This window comes from Asanoa hainanensis, assembly GCF_900188485.1.
GTDB lineage: Bacteria > Actinomycetota > Actinomycetes > Mycobacteriales > Micromonosporaceae > Asanoa > Asanoa hainanensis.
On record NZ_FZPH01000011.1, the window covers coordinates 38,767 to 59,091 of the forward strand.

General features: G+C 70.7%; 21 protein-coding genes and 1 pseudogene. 12 read left to right on the plus strand and 10 right to left on the minus strand.

Annotated elements, in window-relative coordinates; all coding sequences use genetic code 11:
• Window positions 1–48 precede the first annotated feature (48 nt).
• A complete protein-coding gene (sigJ, locus tag CHC05_RS24785; protein ID WP_089252916.1) occupies window positions 49–933 on the plus strand; it encodes an RNA polymerase sigma factor SigJ in 885 nt (294 codons plus the stop codon).
• On the opposite strand, the gene CHC05_RS24790 is transcribed toward sigJ, so the two are convergent.
• A complete protein-coding gene (locus tag CHC05_RS24790; protein WP_218824671.1) occupies window positions 899–1,816 on the minus strand; it encodes a LysR family transcriptional regulator in 918 nt (305 codons plus the stop codon). The genes sigJ and CHC05_RS24790 overlap by 35 nt on opposite strands.
• 81 nt (window positions 1,817–1,897) lie before the next feature.
• On the opposite strand from CHC05_RS24790, the gene CHC05_RS24795 reads away from it, so the two are divergent.
• The 5 genes from CHC05_RS24795 (at window position 1,898) to CHC05_RS24815 (ending at window position 6,325) form a co-directional block, all read left to right on the plus strand.
• A complete protein-coding gene (locus CHC05_RS24795; RefSeq protein ID WP_179266354.1) occupies window positions 1,898–3,091 on the plus strand; it encodes an MFS transporter in 1,194 nt (397 codons plus the stop codon).
• Complete coding sequence (locus CHC05_RS24800; RefSeq protein ID WP_089252920.1) at window positions 3,088–4,467, plus strand: amidohydrolase family protein; 1,380 nt, start codon at window positions 3,088–3,090, stop codon at window positions 4,465–4,467. The genes CHC05_RS24795 and CHC05_RS24800 overlap by 4 nt, the downstream gene beginning before the upstream one ends.
• Window positions 4,468–4,564: 97 nt before the next feature.
• Window positions 4,565–4,771, plus strand: coding sequence for a hypothetical protein (locus tag CHC05_RS24805; protein ID WP_089252922.1), 207 nt, complete (start codon window positions 4,565–4,567; stop codon window positions 4,769–4,771).
• A gap of 139 nt (window positions 4,772–4,910) precedes the next feature.
• Entirely contained in the window at window positions 4,911–5,333 is a 423-nt protein-coding gene (locus CHC05_RS24810; protein ID WP_245871199.1) for a histidine phosphatase family protein, read from the plus strand.
• 41 nt (window positions 5,334–5,374) lie between these two features.
• Window positions 5,375–6,325 carry a sulfotransferase family protein gene (locus CHC05_RS24815; RefSeq protein WP_245871200.1) on the plus strand — a complete coding sequence of 317 codons (951 nt, stop codon included), beginning with the start codon at window positions 5,375–5,377 and terminating at the stop codon, window positions 6,323–6,325.
• Here CHC05_RS24815 and CHC05_RS24820 read toward each other — a convergent pair.
• Window positions 6,315–7,037 (minus strand): permease-like cell division protein FtsX, encoded by a 723-nt coding sequence (locus CHC05_RS24820; RefSeq protein ID WP_144022752.1) that lies wholly within the window; start codon window positions 7,035–7,037, stop codon window positions 6,315–6,317. The genes CHC05_RS24815 and CHC05_RS24820 overlap by 11 nt on opposite strands.
• 175 nt (window positions 7,038–7,212) lie before the next feature.
• Between CHC05_RS24820 and CHC05_RS24825 the strand changes: the two genes are divergently transcribed.
• Entirely contained in the window at window positions 7,213–7,683 is a 471-nt protein-coding gene (locus CHC05_RS24825; protein ID WP_089252926.1) for a lecithin retinol acyltransferase family protein, read from the plus strand.
• On the opposite strand, the gene CHC05_RS24830 is transcribed toward CHC05_RS24825, so the two are convergent.
• The 4 genes from CHC05_RS24830 to metH all read right to left on the minus strand — a co-directional run bounded on the left by CHC05_RS24830 (window position 7,652) and on the right by metH (window position 12,826).
• Window positions 7,652–8,140, minus strand: coding sequence for a hypothetical protein (locus CHC05_RS24830; RefSeq protein WP_089252928.1), 489 nt, complete (start codon window positions 8,138–8,140; stop codon window positions 7,652–7,654). The genes CHC05_RS24825 and CHC05_RS24830 overlap by 32 nt on opposite strands.
• Before the next feature lie 75 nt (window positions 8,141–8,215).
• Window positions 8,216–8,473, minus strand: coding sequence for a hypothetical protein (locus CHC05_RS24835; RefSeq protein ID WP_089252930.1), 258 nt, complete (start codon window positions 8,471–8,473; stop codon window positions 8,216–8,218).
• A 181-nt stretch (window positions 8,474–8,654) separates the two neighbouring features.
• Complete coding sequence (locus CHC05_RS24840; RefSeq protein ID WP_089252932.1) at window positions 8,655–9,038, minus strand: PH domain-containing protein; 384 nt, start codon at window positions 9,036–9,038, stop codon at window positions 8,655–8,657.
• 275 nt (window positions 9,039–9,313) lie between these two features.
• Window positions 9,314–12,826, minus strand: a complete 3,513-nt coding sequence (gene metH / locus CHC05_RS24845) for a methionine synthase (protein ID WP_089252934.1) — start codon at window positions 12,824–12,826, stop codon at window positions 9,314–9,316.
• Window positions 12,827–13,024: 198 nt separating this feature from the next.
• On the opposite strand from metH, the gene CHC05_RS24850 reads away from it, so the two are divergent.
• Both CHC05_RS24850 and CHC05_RS24855 read left to right on the plus strand, forming a co-directional pair.
• The gene (locus CHC05_RS24850; protein ID WP_089252936.1) at window positions 13,025–13,894 is read left to right on the plus strand and encodes a PAC2 family protein; all 870 of its coding nucleotides are present in this window, start codon (window positions 13,025–13,027) and stop codon (window positions 13,892–13,894) included.
• 73 nt (window positions 13,895–13,967) lie between these two features.
• Window positions 13,968–14,762 carry a GntR family transcriptional regulator gene (locus tag CHC05_RS24855; protein ID WP_089252938.1) on the plus strand — a complete coding sequence of 265 codons (795 nt, stop codon included), beginning with the start codon at window positions 13,968–13,970 and terminating at the stop codon, window positions 14,760–14,762.
• Here the strand turns inward: CHC05_RS24855 and CHC05_RS42690 are convergent.
• The 3 genes and pseudogenes from CHC05_RS42690 to CHC05_RS24870 form a co-directional block, all read right to left on the minus strand.
• A pseudogene (locus tag CHC05_RS42690) lies at window positions 14,759–15,531 on the minus strand (SDR family NAD(P)-dependent oxidoreductase). The gene CHC05_RS24855 and the pseudogene CHC05_RS42690 overlap by 4 nt on opposite strands.
• A 66-nt stretch (window positions 15,532–15,597) precedes the next feature.
• On the minus strand, window positions 15,598–16,176 hold the full coding sequence (locus tag CHC05_RS24865) for a dihydrofolate reductase family protein (protein WP_089252940.1): 579 nt from the start codon (window positions 16,174–16,176) through the stop codon (window positions 15,598–15,600).
• A gap of 63 nt (window positions 16,177–16,239) precedes the next feature.
• Window positions 16,240–16,608 (minus strand): cupin domain-containing protein, encoded by a 369-nt coding sequence (locus CHC05_RS24870; RefSeq protein ID WP_089252942.1) that lies wholly within the window; start codon window positions 16,606–16,608, stop codon window positions 16,240–16,242.
• Between the two features lie 61 nt (window positions 16,609–16,669).
• Between CHC05_RS24870 and CHC05_RS24875 the strand changes: the two genes are divergently transcribed.
• Complete coding sequence (locus CHC05_RS24875) at window positions 16,670–17,131, plus strand: MarR family winged helix-turn-helix transcriptional regulator (protein WP_089252944.1); 462 nt, start codon at window positions 16,670–16,672, stop codon at window positions 17,129–17,131.
• 8 nt (window positions 17,132–17,139) lie between these two features.
• Here the strand turns inward: CHC05_RS24875 and CHC05_RS24880 are convergent, their stop codons facing one another.
• Window positions 17,140–18,111 (minus strand): aldo/keto reductase, encoded by a 972-nt coding sequence (locus tag CHC05_RS24880; protein WP_089252946.1) that lies wholly within the window; start codon window positions 18,109–18,111, stop codon window positions 17,140–17,142.
• 165 nt (window positions 18,112–18,276) lie between these two features.
• Here CHC05_RS24880 and CHC05_RS24885 point away from each other — a divergent pair, with 165 nt between their 5' ends.
• Both CHC05_RS24885 and CHC05_RS24890 read left to right on the plus strand, forming a co-directional pair.
• Complete coding sequence (locus tag CHC05_RS24885) at window positions 18,277–19,329, plus strand: LLM class F420-dependent oxidoreductase (protein WP_089252948.1); 1,053 nt, start codon at window positions 18,277–18,279, stop codon at window positions 19,327–19,329.
• Window positions 19,326–20,159 (plus strand): undecaprenyl-diphosphate phosphatase, encoded by an 834-nt coding sequence (locus CHC05_RS24890; RefSeq protein WP_089252950.1) that lies wholly within the window; start codon window positions 19,326–19,328, stop codon window positions 20,157–20,159. The genes CHC05_RS24885 and CHC05_RS24890 overlap by 4 nt, the downstream gene beginning before the upstream one ends.
• Window positions 20,160–20,325: the final 166 nt, after the last annotated feature.

A 20,325-nucleotide genomic window follows, 5' to 3' on the forward strand; every position in this document is an offset into this window, starting at 1 on the left:
GTTTCGCCCCGCTGCCTCGTCGGACCCGGTAGAGGAAGGGAGACCACGATGGCGGACCTCAGCGAGATCATGAGTGAGCGGCGGCAACTGATCAATGTCGCGTACCGGCTGCTGGGCTCCCTGGCCGACGCCGAGGACGCGGTGCAGGAGACCTATACCCGCTGGTACGCCCTGTCCCGCGCGCAACAGGAGGCAGTCGAGTCACCCGGGGCCTGGCTGACCACGGTGGCGAGCCGGATCTGCCTCGACCAGCTCCGGTCGGCCCGGGTGCGGCGGGAGCGCTACGTCGGCGAGTGGATCCCGGAGCCGCTGCCCGAGGACGGCCGGATGAGCAGCGCCGACCCGGCCGACCGGATCACCCTCGACGAGTCCGTCAGCATGGCCTTCCTCGTCGTGCTCGACTCGATGACGCCGGCCGAGCGGGTCGCGTTCGTGCTCCACGACGTCTTCCGCTATCCGTTCGGCGAGGTGGCCGAGATCGTCGGGCGTACCCCCGCCGCCTGTCGGCAGTTGGCCTCCTCGGCCCGCAAGCGGGTCGCCGGGTCGCGCGCCGAGATCAACGGAACCCCGGACACCCGGCGCGCCGGACTCGTGCGTGACTTCAAGCAAGCCTGGCAGGCCCAGGACATCGCGGCGCTCGTCGGGCTGCTCGACCCCGACGCCACGGCGACCGGCGACGGTGGCGGGATCGTCAACGCCGCGGCGCAGCCGATCGTGGGTGGCGCGGAGGTGGCGCGCTACATGGTCGGCCTGGCCGCGCGGGCGACGACCGAGTTCACCCTGGTCGAGAGCACGGTCAACGGCCAGCCCGGCCTGATGGGGGTGCAGGACGGCCGGACCGTCATGGTGATGGCGTTCGACGTCGCCGACGACCGGATCACCCGCATCTGGGCGGTGCTCAACCCCGAGAAGCTGCGCCCGTGGACGGCGTGAGGGTCGACCGGGCGATCCGCAGGAAGTGGCGGGCGACCGGGCCCAGCGGCCGGCCGGCGACGGTCGCGATCACGATGCGGTAGCTCGGCGGCTGGCCGCCCAGCTCGAGGAAGCGCAGGTCGTCGGCCTGCTCGATGATCGAGCGTGGCATGAACGCCAGGCCGAGGCCGAGCCGGACCAGGTCGAGGATCGTCGCCAGGTCGTTCATCTGCACGGTGGTCCGCCGGGTGAGGCCGGCGGCGACGTAGGCCCGGTCGACGGCACTGCGGACACCCCAGCCGGGCGGGAACTCGATGAACGCCTCGTCGGCGAGGTCGGCCAGGTCGACAGATTCCCGGCCGGAAAAGGCCAGTCGGTGGTCGGCGGGGCAGGCCAGCACCACCTCGTCGGTGGCCAGCACCTGCTGGTCGAAGCCCGGCAGCGGGCCCTGGGTCAGCACGACGGCCAGGTCGAGCGCGCCGTCGCGGAGGCTGTCCAGGTGGTCGAGCGTCCCGCGCGGGCCCGGTGCGGTCAGCCAGATCTCCACACCGGGCAGGTCGGCGCGGAACGTGGCCAGCGCCTCGCGTACGCCGCTGGGGGTCAGGCCGTAGAGAATGCCCAGCCGCAGCCGGCCGCGCAGGCCCTGGCCGACCTGGGTGACCGTCTCCCGCGCGGCCTCGACCGCGGCCAGGATGCCCAGCGCCTCGGGCAGCAGGGCGCGGCCGGCCTCGGTGAGCTCGACGTGCTGGGTGGTGCGGTCCAGCAGGGTCGCCCCGAGCTCGCGCTCCAGCGCCCGGATCGCGGTCGAGACGCCGGACTGGGCGGTGCGCAGCCGCTCGGCCGCGCGGGTGAAGCCGCCCTCCTCGGCGACGGCGACGAAGACCTCGAGCTTGCGGATGTCCACCCGACCATCATTCCAAGATCCGATAGAGATATCCAAACTTGATATTGGGCCCCGATGGATCTTCGGATCAGACTCGGTTTCATGCCCAGCACCACCCATCGCGCCGGCTTCGCGCTCGTCGCCGGCGCCTACGCCGCGACCATGGCAGCCGGTTCCGTGCCGACGCCGCTCTACGTCCTCTACCAGCGCCGGGACCATTTCGGCACGACCATGATCAGCGTTGTTTTCGCTGTGTACGTCATCGGCGTGATCAGTGGCCTGCTGTTCGCGGGCGCCCACGCCGAGCGGCTGCGCCGGCGCACGATCCTCGGCGCGGCGCTCGCCGTGCAACTCGTCGCCTGCGCCGTCTTCCTGGCCTCCCCGGCACTGCCCGCCATCCTGGCCGGCCGGGTGCTCTCCGGGCTGTCCGTCGGCCTGCTCTCGGGTCCCGCGACCGCCTTCCTGATCGAGCTGCGCCGCCGGGCCGCGCCGCAGGGCGACCAGCGGCACGCCGAGGTCGTCGCCACCGCGGCCAACCTCGGCGGCCTCGCGCTCGGCCCGCTGCTGTCCGGCGTCCTCGCCGAATGGGCTCCGGCGCCGCTGCACCTGCCGTACGTGGCGATCGGTCTTGTGCTCGCGCTGTCGGCGGTGCTGCTCGCGCTGGTGCCCGAGACCGCGACGCCGACCGGCGGGCCGGCCGCCCGCCCGCTGGCCGTCGCACCGCACCGACGCGAGCAGTTCCTCGCCTCCTGCCTCGGCGGCCTCGTCGCGTTCGCGATGTTCGGCCTGTTCGCCGCGCTCAGCCCGTCGTTCGTGGCGGGCACCCTGGGCCACCGCTCGCACGCCCTGGCCGGACTCGTCGCCTTCGTCGGGCTCGGGGCGGCCGCCGTCGCGCAGATCGGGTTGCGCCGGCTCCCGCCCCGCCAGGCGATGACCGCGGTCCTCGTCGGCATGCCGGTCGGGCTCGCCCTCGTCGTCGGCGGTGTGTGGGCCGGCTCGCTCGCCCTGTTCGTCCTCGGCGGCGCGCTCACCGGCGCCGGCGCCGGGCTGCTCTTCCGGGCGTGCCTGACCACCGTGGTGCAGCTCAGCCCGCCCGAGCGCCGGGCCGGCACGCTCGCGTCGCTGTTCGTGACCAGCTACGCCGGCCTGACCGTCCCCGTGATCGGGCTCGGCGCCGCCAGCCAGCTCACCGGCACCCGCGTCGCCATGGCCGGCTTCGCCGTGATCGCCGTCGCCGCGCTGGTCGCGGTCGGCACCGTCCGCCTCCGTCCCGAACCCGTTATGGAGCTGAGTTGACCACCACCACCATCATCCGCGACGCGCACGTCGTCACCATGGACGACGAGCTCGGCGACCTGCGCCACGCGGACCTCCGCGTTGACGGCGGCGTCATCACCGCGATCGGCCCCGACCTGGAGGTGCCGCCCGGCGCGACGGTCATCGACGCCGCCGGCAAGGTGGCGCTGCCCGGCCTCGTCGACTCGCACCGCCACGTCTGGCAGGGCGCCATCGGCGGGGCGGGCGGGAAGGTCTCGCTCGGCGGCTACTTCGGCGTCGTGCTGGCCGGGCTGCTCGACAAGTACTCGCCCGAGGATGTTTATGCGGGCGTGCTGTGGGGCGCGCTGAAGGCACTGCACTCCGGCGTCACCACGGTCGCCGACTGGTCGCACATCGTCACGACACCCTCGCACGCTGACGAGAATGTGCGCGCACTGCGGGACTCGGGCATCCGGGCGGTGTTCCTCTATGGACCGCCGGTCGGCCAGGGCGTGATGCGCTGGTTCCACGAGAGCACGGAGCGACACCCGTCCGACGTACGCCGAATGCGTGCTGAGCTCGCCGACGACAGCGCGCGGGTCACCATGGGCCTGGCCCTGCGCGGCCCGGAGTTCGCCACCCCTGCGACGACGGAGTACGACTTCCGGCTGGCCCGCGAGCTCGACGTGCCGATCAGCATCCACTCGGGCATCCCCGGCTACCTGCTCAAGTACCGCACCATCGACACGCTCTCCGAGTTGGGCCAGCTCGGCCCCGACGTGCACCACGCCCACGGCGCCCAGTTCAGCGACGACGACCTGACCCGGATCGCGGCGACCGGCGGCGCGGTGACCCCGTGCCCGACGATCGACATGACGATGGCGATGGGCACCTTCCCGCTCGTCGGGCGGGCCCTCGAACACGGCCTGGTCCCGTCGTTCGGCACCGACACCGTGGCCGGCTCGGGCGCGGACCTGTTCAGCGAGATGCGCCTCGCCCTGGCCGCGGAGCGGGCCCGGGCCAACGCGGCCGCCCTGGCCCGCGACGAGCCACCGGCCACCGTGGACCTGGACCAGCGCGACGTGCTGCGCTTCGCGACGGCCGGCGGAGCGGCGGCGTGGGGCATGCAGGACCGGATCGGCACGCTGCGGCCGGGCAAGCGCGCCGACATCATCCTGGTCGACGTGACCCAGCCGCACCTGGCGCCGCTGAACGACCCGGTGACCACGATCGTGCTCAACGCGGGCGCGTCTGATGTGGACACCGTGCTGGTGGACGGCGTGGTGGTCAAGCGTTCCGGGCGGCTGGTCGGCCCGCTGCTGGACCAGGCCCGCTCGCTGATCGAGGCGTCGCGGAGCCGGCTGTTCGCGCGCGCCGACCTGTCGGGCGTGCTCGGCCCGGACTGGGCGGCCTGAGAAAGCTGCCGCCTGCGCGACCAGGCCAGTGCCGGACCCCCGCCGGCGAGCGCCAAGGTCTGGTCGCGCAGGTGGCTGGTAAGCAAGGATGTGGACCATGGAGAAGCACCGGGCGGTACGCGGGCTGTTGCTCCTCGCGGCAGCGGCGCTGGCGATCGCGTTCGTGGCGATCGCCGGTTATCCGAGACTGGTCAGCGCGGGCATCACCGGCGGTCTCACGGCGGGCGTGCGCGCGATCGGCGTCGGCGCCCTCCTGCTCGCGCCGATTCTGGCGGTCAGCGCGTTGGTGCGCCGGCTTCTCTAGCGCCTCTCGTACCCTCGCCAAATGTCCGTGGAGATCGTTTTCGAGACGCACGCCCTGACGGAAGACAACGAGAACGGTGTGGCGACGGGATGGTTGCCCGGCCGGGTTGTCCGCGCGGGGGCGCGACAACGCGGCCGCAATGGGCCGGCGGCGGCGTGCCGACGGCATCGCCGCGGTCTTCTGCTCGGACCTGCGCCGGTCGGTCGAGACCGCCGAGATCGCCTTCGCCACCGGCGACATCCCGGTCCTCCTCGACTGGCGGCTGCGCGAGTGCGACTTCGGCGCCCTCAACGGCTCGCCCGGGGCGCAGCTGAGCGCCGGCCGGACACAGCACGTCGACCGGCCGTACCCGGGCGGCGAGAGCCACCGGCAGGCCGTGCGCCGCGTCGCCGGCCTGCTCGCCGACCTGCCGTCGCGGTGGGACGGCCGGCGCGTGATGCTGATCGGCCACCTCGCCACGTACCGGGCGCTGGAGCACGTCGTCCACAGCCGGCCGGTCGAGGACGTCGTGGCGGCCGAGTTCACCTGGTGCCCGGAAGGCTGGGAGTACCGGCTCGGCTAATCGCGTTGCGAGCCCTGTCGCGCCGGGCTTAGCTCGGCGTCATGTCCGCTCCTTCACCGGTCTTCGTCGCGGGTACGGGTCGTTCGGGCACCTCGCAGCTCGCCGACATCATCGGCCAGCATCCGCTGATCCATCGGATACCGATCGAGACCCGGTTCATCCCGGACCCGGGCGGCCTGCGGGACCTGGCGGACGCCCTGACGTGCCGGTACGACCCGATCGCCGCCGGCGACGCCCTGCGCCGGCTGAGCGACCTGCTGACGGTGCGGATGGTCGGCCGACGTGACCGCGACCGCGGCTACACCCTGCCCGACGTCGTCGGCGAACGGCACTACTGGGACGCGGTGGCTGCGCTGTGGCCGGCGCTCGTCGCGACCACCTTCGACGAGGCGCTGCCGGAGTTCGGGCGCGCCGGGCCGTTCGAGCCGGCGAGCCTCCGGCGGGTGGTGCCGCGGTACTTCCGCGACCGGCGGGACCTGATCCAGATCCTGCGGCGCGCGGTGGACACGATGTTCGGCGGGGCCGCGGCCGACGCGGGCAAGCCGACCTGGTGCGAGAAGACCCCGTTCAACCTGCTGTGCATGGACTTTCTCTGGGAGCTCGTCCCGGAGGCCACCATCGTCCACATCAAACGTGACCCGGTCGCGGTGGTCGCCTCACACGTCGAGCAGGTGTGGGCGCCGCCCACGGTCGACGGCGCACTCGCCTGGCTCGAACCGGTCTACGACCGCTGGCTCGCCTGGAAGGCCACGGCCGACCTGGACAACCGGCGGTACGTGGAGGTGAAGGCGGAAGACCTCGCGGCGGACTGGCCCGCGCAACGCCGCGCCCTGTTCGCGCGACTCGGCGTCGACGACTTCGCGACGCCGTCGACGTTCGAGCCGCGGAAGGTGCGAAACCGCGACGACCAGTTCGACGCGGCAACCCGCGAGTACGTCGAACGAGCGCTCGGCGACGTCATCCCGGCCATGGGGTACGCCGTCAGTCCTTGACGAGCTCGGCGGGCACGAAGGAGAACGGCGTCACGCCGTCGAGGTTCATCAGATCCTTCATCTGCGGCACCTTCTGGCCGAGCTCGAGCCGGAACCGGAACGACGCGGGAATGTCGGCCAGCTCGACCTTGTCGAACGCGGCGGCCAGCTCGGCGTGGTCGCGACAGCGCTCCCGCAGCCGGTCCCGCGTCTGCTCCGGTGTCTCGTACGAGAGCGCGTCATAGCCCGGCAGGGAGCGGATGAACTCCTCGACCTTGGCTCGCTGGGCGGTCGTGGGGTTCTCCTCCATCGGCACGATGATGCCCACCCGTTCCTGCGCCGCCACGTCGCCGTCGGCCGCGGTGAGCATCGAGCGCTCGACACCGTCAAACGTGCCGACCGCGAACGCGACCGCCTCCGCGTGCCACAGGTCGGTGACGGTGGCCTCCAAGGAAGCCGGCATATTCTCCGGCGCGGCGCCGGCGAGGACCTCGGGGAGGTCAGCGAACGTCCGCTGGTGGTCGGCGTACGCCTGCTCCTTCGAGGTCGCGACCACGCCCGTCACGCCGGGCATCGCCCGGATGCGCTGCTCTACGCCGGCGAAGTCGGTGGCGACCGCGTCATCGAGAAACACGACGACCCGGGCCGGCAGCGGCTCGACGTCGTCGCCGCACCCGGACAGGCCGGTCGCGAGCAAGGCAAGAACGACGAGGGTACGAACGGCGCGGCGCATGCGCCGGACGATAGCGACTCCAGGCCAGTATCGGTGACCCGCACAGCGGCGGTCGAGGCCGCCAAGGGTGGTGGGTTCAGCGCCTTCGGCTCCGCGAATCGTCCACTCGTGCGCTACCGCGATATCCGCGTGGCGGGTCTACTGGTTTGACTCGGCTCCGGGCGAGGAGGTCGACATGAGTGTCTACGAGATTCGACACGGTGATCATCTGGTCGTCAAGCGGAGATTTGCCGGCGTGGTGCCCTACACGCATCACGGAATTTACGTCGGCTCGCGCAAGGTCATCCATTTCACCGGGCGTACGGCCGCGACCGCGACTGTCCGCAAGACAACGATCGAACAGTTCATCGCCGACAGCGCGTTGGCGGTGCGGGTTTACGACGGGAAGACGCTGAAGCGCAAAGAGACCTGTCGGCGCGCGGAGGAGATCCTGCGCACCAGCAAGGCGTACAGCTATGTGAACAACAACTGCGAGCATCTCGCCACCTTGTGCAAGGCGGGAGAGTCGAAAAGCCACCAGGTCGACAGCCGAGTGGACTTCGTGGTCTACGGCAGGCAGTCAGAGATCGCCCCGCGCTTTCCGGACTCGATCTTCAATCCCGGCTTCACGGACGTCAAGGTCCTTCGCTATCGGTTGCGAAACTGACCTGCTCCGGGCCGCGGGCGTCGCCAACCGCGGCAGCCTGGTCCATGAACCTCACGAAGCCGGGCGGGTAACTGGTCAAGGTCAGGACCGCCGACCAGAGCCGCGCGAACGCCGGTCGACTCATCGACGCACGCGTGCCGGACTCCCAAACGTTCGCGAGCTTGCGGCTCACCAGCCGATTGTCGATCAGATACCACTGCTCGAAGCAAAGATCGAAATACTCCCAGGCAGCCCGGACCGACGTCTCCCTCGCCGCTTCGTCAAGGTCCTCGAGTCGAAAGTGGGGGTCCAGAAAAACGGCGGGCATGCGGCGCAGCAGCTCGTTGTAGCGCCGGTTGTGCTCGGCGAAGTTCTGGATGAACAACTGCCGTCGCACCGCCCGAAGTTGAGCGAGAATCGCGACGATCGACACTGTCAGCGCCAGGGCGGCGATGTAGTCCGTCGGCGCCTTGAACATTTCGCGCCCCTTCGCACGTGAGCGACGCCGAAGCGTCGCGCTGGCCGCGAGCCGAGCCTCGGCAGGCACGGCGTCCTATGTAACCTGCGGCATTGCCCGCAATCGGTCAAGGGCCGATGTCCAGCCCGCCTCGTACAACTCCCGGGACACCTTGAACCACCTGGTATAGGTTTGATCTGGTTCCACGTCTCCCTCTCCGTCGCCCTCGGCGACGAAGATGTGGCCATCCATCTGCCAGACCAGGATGTCCCATCCCTGGTCCATGTCGAGATACGGCTTTTCGATCGTGCCGCATGGGATGTCCGCAACGGTCCAGGCACGAATCTTGGCCACAGGTTCGCTCCACCAAGCCCAACCAATGCGGGTAGCCGGCGACGAGACAACGTAGGCCAGGTTGAGTGACTCCACCCCCCCCGGTCCGTGCCCCACACGGCGAGTTCGACCGTGAAATCCTGGGCCTCAGGAAAATCGTCCGGGTTGAAGCCGGTCAGGCCGGAGATTCCGTCAAAGATATTCATCGACCTGACCTTCTCACAGCAGCGGCCGGTGACCTACTTCCTCCCAGTGCGCTGAGCACCAGGGTTGCTTCCGCACCGTTCGACTGCCGCCAGAGGATCACCGGCGTGGTCGCGGGCATTTCGATCCTGTCGATCTCGTCCCACCCGACCGTCGTAGTACGCAAGAACTCGCGCACCACGACTCCGCGCGGCTTGGCGAACACCCCGAGCATCGGCGCGCGGAGAGCGCCAGCCCAGAAGCAGGCGGAGAACAAGAGGATCCCGACAACAGCCAGCGAGTTCTTCTGCGTCAGGGCCGATATGGTCAAGGTGGCCGCCAACACCGTCATACAGAGCACCAGAACGATGTTCCAGAACCATGATCGCCAAGCCGACTTCATCGAACCTCCGCGTCCGGCTTTCTATCCCACGGACAGGCGGGTGGGAGGTCGCAGCAACGATCCTAGGGCGCTCCCACCCGCCCACGACCACGCGAGGTCAGCCCGGTCCCTTGGTCTGCGGGGCAGCGGGGCAGCGGTCGTGCGAGCGCGCTTCCCTGATCGGTACCGGGTTGCGGTCGATCTTGGTGCCGGATGCGGCTTGCGACAGGGCGAAATCTTCGCAGTAGCCCCGCCCACAGCCCGCTCTCCCCCGCAGGTCAGGGACCACCTCGCAGCTACTTGGCGTTGAAGTAGTTGGCTTCCGGGTGGTGGACGATGATGGCGTCCGTGGCCTGTTCCGGGACCAGTTGGAACTCCTCCGACAGGTGTACGCCGATCCGGCCCGCGTCCAACAGGTCTACGACCTTCGCGCGGTCCTCCAGGTCCGGGCACGCCGGGTAGCCGAAGGCGTACCGGCAACCCCGGTATTCCGTGCGTAGCAGGCCCGTCAGGGTCGGCGGGTCCGAGGCGGCCACCGGGTCGCCCGACGGCAGGACGAGCTCCGAGCGGATCCGTTGGTGCCAGTACTCGGCCAGCGCCTCCGTCAGCTGCACCGACAGGCCGTGGACCTCCAGGTAGTCCCGGTACTCGTTGCGGGCGAACAGTTTCGCCGTGTACTCGCTGATCGGTTGGCCTACCGTGACCAGCTGGAGGGCGACGACGTCCGCAGCGGAGGCCGAGAAGAAGTCCGCCAGGCACAGGCGGCGTTCCTGGCGTTGGCGCGGGAACGAGAAGCGGGTCAGTTCCGTCCCGCCGTCGGCCGCGTACACCACCAGGTCGTTGCCCGACGAGCGGGCCGGGAAGTAGCCGTAGACCACCGACGCCTCCAGGACCTGGTCGGCGGCCAGGCGGTCCAGCCAGTAGCGCAGCCGTGGGCGGCCCTCCGTCTCGACCAGCTCCTCGTAGGACGGGCCGCTGCCGCGGGCGCCGCGCAGGCCCCACTGGCCGAGGAACAGCGCGCGCTCGTCCAGCAGCGCCGCATAGGACGCGAGCGGCAAGCCCTTGACCACCCGGGTGCCCAGGAACGGCGCGGTCGGGATGTCCACGGAGGTGGCGACGTCCGAGCGCACCGAGTCGTCCGCCAACGACGGCAGGTCCGCGGAGACCTGGGCTCGCTGCCGTTCCCGCCGGGCCCGGCGCGCCGCCAGGGCCGCCTCCCGCGCGGGGTCGACCACCGGGGCACCACCGCGCCGCGCCGTCATCACACGGTCCATCAAGGACAGTCCCTCGAAGGCGTCGCGGGCGTAGTGCACCTCGCCGCCGACGTACAGCGACCGCAGGTCGTCCTCCACATAGGACCGCGTCAGCGCCGCGCCGCCCAGCAGGACCGGCCACCGCGAAGCGACGCCCCGGGAGAGCATCTCCTGCAGGTTCTCCTTCATCACCACCGTGCTCTTGACCAGCAGCCCCGACATGCCGATCGCGTCCGCGTCGTGCGACTCGGCGGCGTCCAGGATCGACGCGATCGGTTGCTTGATGCCGATGTTGACGACCTCGTATCCGTTGTTGGACAGGATGATGTCGACCAGGTTCTTGCCGATGTCGTGCACGTCGCCCTTGACCGTGGCCAGCACGATGCGGCCCTTGCCCTGGTCGTCGTCGGACTTCTCGATGTGCGGCTCCAGGTGCGCCACCGCGGCCTTCATCACCTCGGCCGACTGGAGCACGAACGGCAGCTGCATCTGGCCCGAGCCGAACAGCTCGCCGACGACCTTCATGCCGTCGAGCAGCGTGTCGTTGATGATCGCCAGGGCGGACCGTGACTCCAACGCCGCCAAAAGATCGTCTTCGAGGCCGACCCGCTCACCGTCGATGATCCGGCGCTTGAGCCGCTCGTCCAGCGGCAGCGACGCGAGCTCCGCCGCCCGGGTCGCCCGCGCCGAGGCCACGTCGACGCCCTCGAACAGCGCGATGAACTCCTGCACGGGGTCGTAGCCCGGCCGGCGCCGGTCATAGACGAGATCCAGCGCCACGGAGCGCTGCGACTCCGGAATCCGCGACATCGGCAGGATCTTGCTCGCGTGCACGATCGCGCTGGTCAGGCCCGCGGAGACGCACTCGTGCAGGAACACCGAGTTGAGCACCTGCCGGGCCGCCGGGTTGAGGCCGAACGAGATGTTCGAGATGCCGAGCGTGAAGTTGACGCCCGGATAGAGCGAGGCGATGGACCGGATCGCCTCGATCGTCTCGATCCCGTCCCGCCGCGTCTCCTCCTGGCCCGTCGCGATCGGGAACGTCAGCGCGTCGATCAGGATGTCCGACCGCGCCAGGCCCCACCGCCCGGTCAGGTCGTCGATCAGCCGCCGGGCGACCCGGACCTTCCACTCCGCCGTCCGCGCCTGGCCCTCCTCGTCGATCAACAGGGCGACGACGGCAGCGCCGTGCTCCCGCACGATCGGCATCACCCGCGCGTACCGCGAGGTGGGTCCGTCGCCGTCCTCGAAGTTGACCGAGTTGACCACGCACCGACCGCCGAGCATCTCCAGGCCGGCCTCCACCACGGCGGGCTCGGTCGAGTCGAGCATGATCGGCAGCGTGGAAGCGGTCGCGAAGCGGCCGGCGAGCTCCTTCATGTCGACCGCGCCGTCCCGACCGACGTAGTCGACGCACAGGTCGAGCAGGTGCGAGCCGTCCCGAGCCTGCGAGCGGGCCAGCTCCACACAGGCCTGCCAGTCGCCGGCCAGCATCGCCTCGCGGAACGCCTTGGAGCCGTTGGCGTTGGTCCGCTCGCCGACCATGAGCAGGCTAGCGTCCTGCGCGAACGGCACGTGGTGGTAGATCGAGGACACGCCGGGCTCGACGACCGGCTCCCGCTCGACGCGCGCCGGGTGGACCCCCAACGCGTCGACGACCGCCGAAATATGCGAAGGCGTGGTGCCGCAACACCCACCCACGAGGGCGGCCCCGTAGGAAGACACAAAATCGCTCAGCGCCGACGCCAGCTCCAAAGGCGTCAACGGGTAGTACGCGCCGTCCGACGTCAGTTGCGGCAACCCCGCGTTCGGCATCACCGACAGGGGTACGCGCGCGTGCTGCGCCAGGTACCGCAGGTGCTCGGTCATCTCCGCCGGCCCGGTGGCGCAGTTGAGCCCGATCAGGTCGACGCCGAGCGGCTCGATCGCGGTCAGCGCGGCGCCGATCTCACTGCCGAGCAGCATCGTCCCGGTGGTCTCGACCGTCACATGGGCCACGATCGGCACCGTGCGCCCCGCGTCGGTCATCGCCCGGCGCGCGCCGTTGACCGCCGACTTGAGCTGCAGCAGGTCCTGGCAGGTCTCGATGATCAACGCGTCGGAGCCGCCGAGCAGCAACCCGAGGGCGTTCTCCTGGTACGCGTCGCGCAGATCGCGATAGGCCGCGTGCCCCAGCGTCGGCAGCTTGGTGCCGGGCCCCATGGACCCGAGCACGAACCGAGGGCGATCAACCGAGCTGAACCGGTCGGCGGAGCTCCGGGCGATCCGGGCACCGGCCTCCGCCAGCTCACGGATGCGCGACTCGATCCCGTACTCCCCCAGGTTGCCGAGGTTGGCCCCGAAGGTGTTGGTCTCGACGCAGTCAGCACCTGCGGTGAAATAGGCGTCGTGCACCCCGCCGACCACCTCCGGCCGGGTCACGTTGAGCACCTCGTTGCAGCCCTCGTGGCCCTCGAAGTCGTCGAGTGTCAGATCGGCCGCCTGGAGCATGGTGCCCATCGCGCCGTCGGCGATCAGTACCCGGCCGGCGAGCGCGTCAAGGAACGAGTTCGACACCCTCTCAGGCTAGTGCGTCCGTCCGTTTCGCGTAGGAAGCGATGATCCAAACCGGTTGGCCGATGTGACCGGCGTCGCTACGGGTCACCCACCGGCGCCGCGCCGCCGAGCCCTCACTGGCGGGGCCACGTAGGCTGGCGAGGTGAACGTACGGACCAGCACGGCGACCGGCACGACACGGTGGACGGAGGGCGTCGCATGACCGAGTTCGATGGACTGCCCGAGTTGCGCTCGCCGGTCGCGATCGCGGCGTTCGAGGGATGGAACGACGCCGCCGACGCCTCGACGGCCGCGATCGAACACCTCGAGCAGGTGTGGGGCGCGCGCGAGGTCGCGGCGCTCGATCCCGAGGACTTCTACGACTTCCAGGTCAGCCGGCCGACCATCACCATGGCCGACGGCGAGACCCGGCGCATCGAGTGGCCGACCACCCGCTTCATGGTGGCCAGCCCCGAGGGCACCGACCGCGACGTCGTGCTGATCCGGGGCATCGAGCCCAGCATGCGCTGGCGCACCTTCTGCGAGCAGGTGCTCGAGGTCTGCCACAGCCTGGAGATCAACCGGGTGGTGCTGCTCGGCGCCCTGCTCGCCGACGTCCCGTTCACCCGCCCGCTGCCGATCAGCGGCAGCGCGTCCGACAAGGACGCCGCGGACCGCTACCAGCTCACCCCGACGCGGTACGACGGCCCGACCGGCATCGTCGGCGTGCTGCACGACGCCTGCCAGAAGGCCGAGGTCGAGGCGCTCTCGTTCTGGGTGCACGTGCCCCACTACGCCAACAACCCGCCGTGCCCGAAGGCCACGCTCGCCCTGTTGCACCGGGTCGAAGAGGTGCTCGACCTGCCGGTGCCGATGGCCGACCTGGCCGAGGAGTCGGCCGAGTGGGAGCAGCGGGTCAAGGCGGCCGCCGAGCAGGACGCGGAGCTCGGCGAGTACGTCCGTGAGCTGGAGGAACGCGCCGGCGACGCCGGCATCCAGTCGGTCAGCGGCGACGAGATCGCCCAGGAGTTCGAGAAGTACCTCCGCCGCCGCGGCGGATCCGCCGGGCCGACGGCCGGCTCTTGGTAGCCGGCGTGTCGGGCGCGACCGCCCGCTTGCGGGGGTCCATCCTAGGAGGGTCGCCCGAGCGGGAGGTCGCGTCATGCAGAGCAACCCGGGTGCGGCTGAGGTGCCGCACCGCCAGATAGCCGAGCAGATCAAGGCCCAGATCCGCCGGGGTGACTGGGCGGCCGGTGAGCGCCTGCCGTCGATCCCGGCCCTGGCCGAGACGTTCGGCGTGGCCAAGCAGACCCTCCAGCGCAGCATCGACCAGCTCCGGGTCGAGGGCGTCCTGATCACCAAACCCGGATCGGGTACGTACGTCCGCGGCACCAAGCGCCGTCTCAACCGACTGAGCCGGGGCCGGTACGGCGGCCACCGCGGCTACCACGCGGACCTGGCGGCCCGGTACCGGCAGCACCTCACCGAGGTCGGCCGGGCACCGGCGCCGCCGGAGGTCGCGGACGCGTTCGGCGTGCCGGACCACACTTCCCTACTGGTCCGCCGGCACCTCGTGCGCACCGACGACGTACCCGTCGAGATCGGCGCGGCCTGGTTCCGGGTCGAGGACGTCGCCGGCACCAGCCTGGAGCGGTTCGAGGGCTTCGGCCGGCCCCTCTACCAGGAGGCCGAGGAGGCGATCGGCCGCCGCTACGCCACCGCGTCCGACGTGATCACCGCCCGCCAGCCGGACCGCGACGAGGCGGAGATCCTGCAGATCCGCGGCGACACCCCGGTCCTGCACCTGCTGCACGTGGCCTACGACGACAAGCACCGGGCGATCGAGGTGAGCCAGGCGACCTGGCCGGGCCCGATGACCACGCTGACGGAGAACTACAAGATCCCGGGCCCGGCCGAGGAACTGCCCGACGACGAGCCCGGAATGGCGCTGGGCTAGGGCTTGTCGTAGTAGCCGCCGTCCATCCGGATCGTGGCGCCCGTGAGGTAGTCGGCGACCGGGCTCGCGAGGTAGGCGACCAGGTCGGCGTAGTCGCGGGGGTAGCCGATGCGTCCGGCGTCGGTGCCCGCGCGGTGCGGCAGGTGCGGTTCGACGTCCGCCCAGGTCTCGCCCCAGCCGTTGGTGCGGGCGAGCTCCATCAGGTAGTCCCGGGTGGTGGGGACGAGGATGCCGCCGGCCGCGATCGCGTTCGACGTCACGCCGGTGTGTTTGAGGTCCCGGGCCAGCGACCGGGTCAGGCTCAGCCGGGCGGCGTTCGAGGCGGCGTAGTGCGGCTGCGCCGCGGACGGAAGCTCGCCGGTCACGCTGCTGATCTGGATGACGCGACCCCAGCCCTTGGCCCGCATGGCGGGTACAAGGTGTCGGATCAGGCGCACCGAGCTGAGCACGTTGAGGTTGTACATCTCGGCCCACGCGTCCGCTGCCGTGTCCGCCCAGCCTGCGGCCGGGTCGTGGCGCCGGCGTTGTTGACCAGGATGTCCACCTCCCCGGCCTGGTCGGCGACGGCGGCGGCCCCGGCGTCGGTCGTGAGGTCGCCGATGACGGCCACCCCGCCGACCTTCGCCGCCGTCCGCGCCGTGCGTTCCTCGTCGCGGCCGTGTACCAGCACGACCGCCCCCTCGCCGGCCAGGACGGCGGCGATCTCCGCGCCGAGCCCGCCGCTGGCCCCCGTGACCAGCGGTCGCTTCTCCGACAGCCGCAAATCCATCTGTTCCTCCCAGGTCGTCTCGCGGACAGCCTGACTCGGAGATACTGGACTGTCGAGTCCAAAGCCTCAGCGGACGGTCGGGCGGTAGACGAGCTCCTGGGTGTGGCCGTCGAGCGTGCGGCTTTCGAGCAGCTCCAGGTCGAAGTCGCCCGCACCGCCGAGGATCGGGCTCGTGCCCGTTCGGCCCGAGATGACCGGGAAGATCGTCACCTGGAGGCGGTCGACGAGGCCGGCCGCCAGCAGGGCCCAGTTCAGCGACAGGCTCGCCTGTGACCGCAGCGGCACGTCGGACTCCTCCTTGAGCCGCCGGACGATGTCGACCGCGTCGCCGCTCGCGATGGTCGCGTCCGGCCAGCCGAGGGTGTCCCGCAACGTCGAGGAGATCACCGTCGCCGGGGACCGCATCGTCCGCAGGTTCCACTCGTCGAGCGCGTTGGGGTCGAGGCCCGAGGTCATGATCTCGGCCATCTCGCGGAAGGTGGTCGCTCCGTAGACCATGCGCTGCTCGGTGTCGAACAGGGCAGCCCGGTGCGCGAGCAGCTCGGGCCCCTGCTTGCCCCAGTAGCCGCCCCAGTCGCCGGGCTCGGCGTACGACCCGTAGCCGTCGAGCGTGGAGAAGACGTCCCAGGTGTACACGGCGGTCATGTCAGTTCCCTTCGTTTGTCCCACATCCTCTCCACGAACGGACGCCACCGGATCCGACACGACCTACGCGGTCCAGGGCGGTTGGATCCGGTTGCCGCCCGCGGTGGCCATGCTGCCGGCGGCGCTCGTGACGATCGCGGTCAGGCCGCCGGCCGAAGCGGTGACCTGGCGTTCGGCGTCCGCCACGAGGATCAGGGTGTCGCCCGCGTCCAGCCGCACATCCGTGCCGTCCAGCCGGACCGACGCCCCACCGGACAGGACCGTCCAGATCTGCTCCGTGTCGATCGTGTGCACCGGTCCGGCACTGCCGCCCGACATCTCGACCCGCCACACCGGCCGGCTCGCACCGCCCAGGGTCGGCGAGCACAGGGTGGTCGTCACTCCGGCGGGTGTCTCGTGGCGCCGGGTCTCGTCGTACCTGATGACAGTCATGGTTGTGCCCTTCTAAGATGGTCAACGTGGTTGTCCAAAACGTAAACGTGGTTGTCTAACCGTGTCAAGCGACGGGTTCCTGCTGCCGCTGCGGCTCTTCGTCGGGTTCCGGCAGCTCATCGACGGCGTGCACGCCGAGCTCGCCCGCGAAGGCCACCCCGAGCTGCGGCCGCTGCACGGCTTCGTGTTCCAGGCCATCGGGCGCGACGGCACGACGGCGGTCGACCTCGGGAAGAGGCTCGGCGTCTCCAAGCAGGCCGCCGGGAAGACCCTCGACGGCCTCGAGCGCCTGGGCTACGTCGAGCGGAGCACCGACCCGCACGACGCCCGGCGCAAGCTGGTCAGGCTCACCGACCGCGGCGTCGAGGTCCTCACGAGGTCGGCACAGATCTTCGACGAGCTGCGCGCGGAGTGGGCGGCCCGGATCGGCGCCGACCGCCTGGACGAGCTGGAGCGGGACCTGGTCACGGTGACCGGCGCCGAGGCCTTCCGGCTGGACGTGCCCGGCTGGTTCGGCGGCTAGGGCGCGTCCTAGGCGTCGCGTTCCGGATAGCCGATGGAGATCGCCGAGACGTCGTCCAGGGCCGTTTCGATCTCGGCCGGCAGGGTCATCTCCTCGACCTTCAGGGCGCCGAGGAGCTGGCCGACCGTGCGCGCGCCCAGCACCGGGGCGACGACCCCGGGGCGGTCGCGGACCCAGGCGAGGGCGACCTCCAGCGGCGACACGCCCAGGCCGCTCGCGGCCGTGGCCACCGCCTCGACGATCGAGGACGAGCGCGAGTCAAGGTAGGACCCGACAAACGGCCCGAAATGGGGCGAGGCCGCGCGGGAGTCGGCCGGGCGACCGTGCCGGTACTTGCCCGTCAGCACTCCCCGGCCGAGCGGCGACCACGCCAGCACGCCCAGGCCCAGGGCCGAGCAGGCCGGCAGCACCTCCCGCTCGACGCCGCGCTCCAGCAGCGAATATTCCACCTGTGTGGCGACCACCGGCGTCCGGCCCGGCACCGCCTGCTGCCAGGCCGCCGCCCGCGCGGTCTGCCAGCCGGAGAAGTTGGAAACCCCCGCATACCGGACCCGGCCGCTGGTCACCGCGTAGTCCAGCGCCGCCAGGGTCTCCTCCAGCGGCGTCGTCTCGTCGTATCCGTGCACCTGCCACAGGTCGACGTACGAGGTGCCGAGCCGGCGCAGCGAGGCGTCCAGCGAGCGCAGCAGGTGCCCCCGCGAGCCGTCCCGCCGCCGGCCGCTGCCCGGTCGCAGGCCCGACTTGGTGGCGATGAGGACGTCGTCGCGCGGGATCAGGGCGTCCAGCAACGAGCCGATCACGGCTTCGGCCTCGCCGTCGCCGTACACGTCGGCGGTGTCGACGAGGTTGCCGCCCGCGTCGACGAAGCCCTTGAGCTGGGCCGCCGCGTCGTCGGTGTCGGTGTCGGCACCCCACGTCATGGTGCCGAGCGCGAGCCGGGAGACCGCGAGCCCGCTACGGCCTAGCGGTCGCTCCTGCATGGGTGCACCTTATGCCGCGCGCGACTCGCCGGATAGCCGGCCGGTCGGTGCATCATGCACGTCAGGTCCGCTCCGCGTGTTGGGGATGGCCGTCGACAAACGCGACAGAACGATTTCGTAGTCTGATCCCGCGTCGCCGGCCGGGCGGCATTGGGGAGGGGCACGGTGAAACTGGGACTCAACCTCGGCTACCAGACCGCGTGGAGCTCGCCGGCGACAGACCTGGTGATGGCGCAGGAGGCCGAGCGCCTGGGCTACACGGTGGTCTGGGCGGCGGAGGCCTACGGCAGCGACTCCCCGTCGACGCTCGCCTGGCTGGCCGGGCAGACCTCGACGATCGACCTGGGCGCGGCGGTGATGCAGATCCCGGCCCGCACCCCGGCTTCGACCGCGATGACCGCCACCACGATCGACAACCTCTCCGGCGGCCGGTTCCGGCTCGGCCTGGGTGTCTCCGGCCCGCAGGTCTCCGAGGGCTGGCATGGCGTGCGGTTCGGCAAGCCGCTGGCCCGCACCCGGGAGTATGTCGACATCGTGAAGCTGGCGGTCGGCCGCAAGCCGGTCGAGTATGCCGGCGAGCACTACACGCTGCCGCTGCCCGACGGTCCGGGCAAGACGCTGCGGCTCGGCTTCCACCCGCCGCGCGACCACATCCCGATCTACCTGGCCGCCGTGGGCCCGAAGAACCTGGAGCTCGCCGGCGAGATCGCCGACGGCTGGCTCGCGGTCTTCTACTCCCCCGAGTTCGCGGCCGAGCAGCACGACTCCTGGCACGCCGGCCGGGCCACCGCCGGGAAGACCCCCGAGGGCTTCGACGTGGTGCCGAGCGTGCCGGTCGTGGTCGGCGACGACGTCGCGTCGGCGGCCGAGCTGATCCGGTGGTACGCCGCCCTCTACGTCGGCGGGATGGGCAGCCGCAAGCAGAACTTCTACAACGATCTCGCGATCCGGATGGGGTACGCGGACGCGGCGAAGACGGTGCAGGACCTCTACCTCGACAAGCGCCAGCGGGACGCGGCGGCCGCCGTACCCCTGGAGTTCATCGACCGCACCTCGCTGCTCGGTCCCAAGGAGCGGATCGCGGACCGGATGAAGGCGTACGCCGCCTCGGGTGTCACCACGCTGTCGGTGAGCCCCTTCGTGGCGGATGCCGAGTCCGGTGTGCGGACATTGCGTACGGTTGCCGAGGCGTTCGACATGGCGGGGGTCGGGGAATGACATGGACCGAGGCGATCGTGCTCGGGATCGTGCAGGGGCTCACGGAGTTCCTGCCGATCAGCTCGTCCGGGCACATGCGGATCACCTCGGCGATCTTCTTCGGTCAGGACGCCGGCGCCTCGTTCACCGCGGTCACGCAGCTCGGCACCGAGGCCGCGGTGCTGCTCTACTTCGCCAAGGACATCTGGCGAATAAGCAAGACCTGGGTGGTCGGCCTCTGGGACGCGTCGGCGCGCAAGGAGCACGACTACAAGATGGCGTGGTACGTCATCATCGGCTCCATCCCGATCGGCATCATCGGCTTCGCGTTCAAGGACCAGATCCGCACCGCGGCCCGCAACCTGTGGCTGGTCTCGATCGTCCTGATCGTCTTCTCGTTCGTGCTCGCCTTCGCCGAGTATTTCGGTCGCCAGGCCCGCAACCTCGAACGCTTCAAGATGCCGGACGCGGTCACGATGGGCTTCGCCCAGGCGCTGGCGCTGATCCCGGGCGTCTCCCGCTCCGGCGGCACCGCCAGCGCCGGCCTGTTCCTCGGCCTGACCCGCGAGGCCGCCTTACGGTTCTCGTTCCTCTTAGCCATTCCGGCGGTCGTAATGTCCGGGGTGTTCAGCCTCCCGGACGTCTTCGACAAGTCCGGCGAGGGCCTGGTCCCGTCCGGCGCCCAGATGATCGTCGCCACGGTGATCGCGTTCGGCCTGGGCTACGCCTCGATCGCCTGGCTGCTCAAGTACGTCTCGGCGCACACGTTCTACCCCTTCGTGCTGTACCGGGTAGCGGTCGGCGGCATCGTCCTCGCACTGCTCATGAACGGCACGATCGCCGCCACGTAGGGCGCGGCTCGGGGGTCAGGGTGGTGCTCCGGCGAGGCCCAGGCGGCGTCCGGGCGTGCGCGGGGGTCGGTCGGATACCGGTGTTGTATCTGGCCGACCCCCGCGTGCGGTCGGTCGTCGCCTGGGTCCGGCGGAGTGCCGCACTGAACCCCGAGCCGTGCCCTTA

Excerpts from the sequence above, each read along its gene's own strand:
- sigJ (WP_089252916.1), top strand. The coding sequence starts at position 49 with ATGGCGGACCTCAGCGAGATCATGAGTGAGCGGCGGCAACTGATCAAT.
- CHC05_RS24795 (WP_179266354.1), top strand. The coding sequence starts at position 1,898 with ATGCCCAGCACCACCCATCGCGCCGGCTTCGCGCTCGTCGCCGGCGCC.
- CHC05_RS24805 (WP_089252922.1), top strand. The coding sequence starts at position 4,565 with ATGGAGAAGCACCGGGCGGTACGCGGGCTGTTGCTCCTCGCGGCAGCG.
- CHC05_RS24810 (WP_245871199.1), top strand. The coding sequence starts at position 4,911 with ATGGGCCGGCGGCGGCGTGCCGACGGCATCGCCGCGGTCTTCTGCTCG.
- CHC05_RS24815 (WP_245871200.1), top strand. The coding sequence starts at position 5,375 with ATGTCCGCTCCTTCACCGGTCTTCGTCGCGGGTACGGGTCGTTCGGGC.
- CHC05_RS24820 (WP_144022752.1), bottom strand. The coding sequence starts at position 7,037 with ATGCGCCGCGCCGTTCGTACCCTCGTCGTTCTTGCCTTGCTCGCGACC.
- CHC05_RS24825 (WP_089252926.1), top strand. The coding sequence starts at position 7,213 with ATGAGTGTCTACGAGATTCGACACGGTGATCATCTGGTCGTCAAGCGG.
- CHC05_RS24830 (WP_089252928.1), bottom strand. The coding sequence starts at position 8,140 with ATGTTCAAGGCGCCGACGGACTACATCGCCGCCCTGGCGCTGACAGTG.
- CHC05_RS24840 (WP_089252932.1), bottom strand. The coding sequence starts at position 9,038 with ATGAAGTCGGCTTGGCGATCATGGTTCTGGAACATCGTTCTGGTGCTC.
- CHC05_RS24850 (WP_089252936.1), top strand. The coding sequence starts at position 13,025 with ATGACCGAGTTCGATGGACTGCCCGAGTTGCGCTCGCCGGTCGCGATC.
- CHC05_RS24855 (WP_089252938.1), top strand. The coding sequence starts at position 13,968 with ATGCAGAGCAACCCGGGTGCGGCTGAGGTGCCGCACCGCCAGATAGCC.
- CHC05_RS24865 (WP_089252940.1), bottom strand. The coding sequence starts at position 16,176 with ATGACCGCCGTGTACACCTGGGACGTCTTCTCCACGCTCGACGGCTAC.
- CHC05_RS24870 (WP_089252942.1), bottom strand. The coding sequence starts at position 16,608 with ATGACTGTCATCAGGTACGACGAGACCCGGCGCCACGAGACACCCGCC.
- CHC05_RS24880 (WP_089252946.1), bottom strand. The coding sequence starts at position 18,111 with ATGCAGGAGCGACCGCTAGGCCGTAGCGGGCTCGCGGTCTCCCGGCTC.
- CHC05_RS24890 (WP_089252950.1), top strand. The coding sequence starts at position 19,326 with ATGACATGGACCGAGGCGATCGTGCTCGGGATCGTGCAGGGGCTCACG.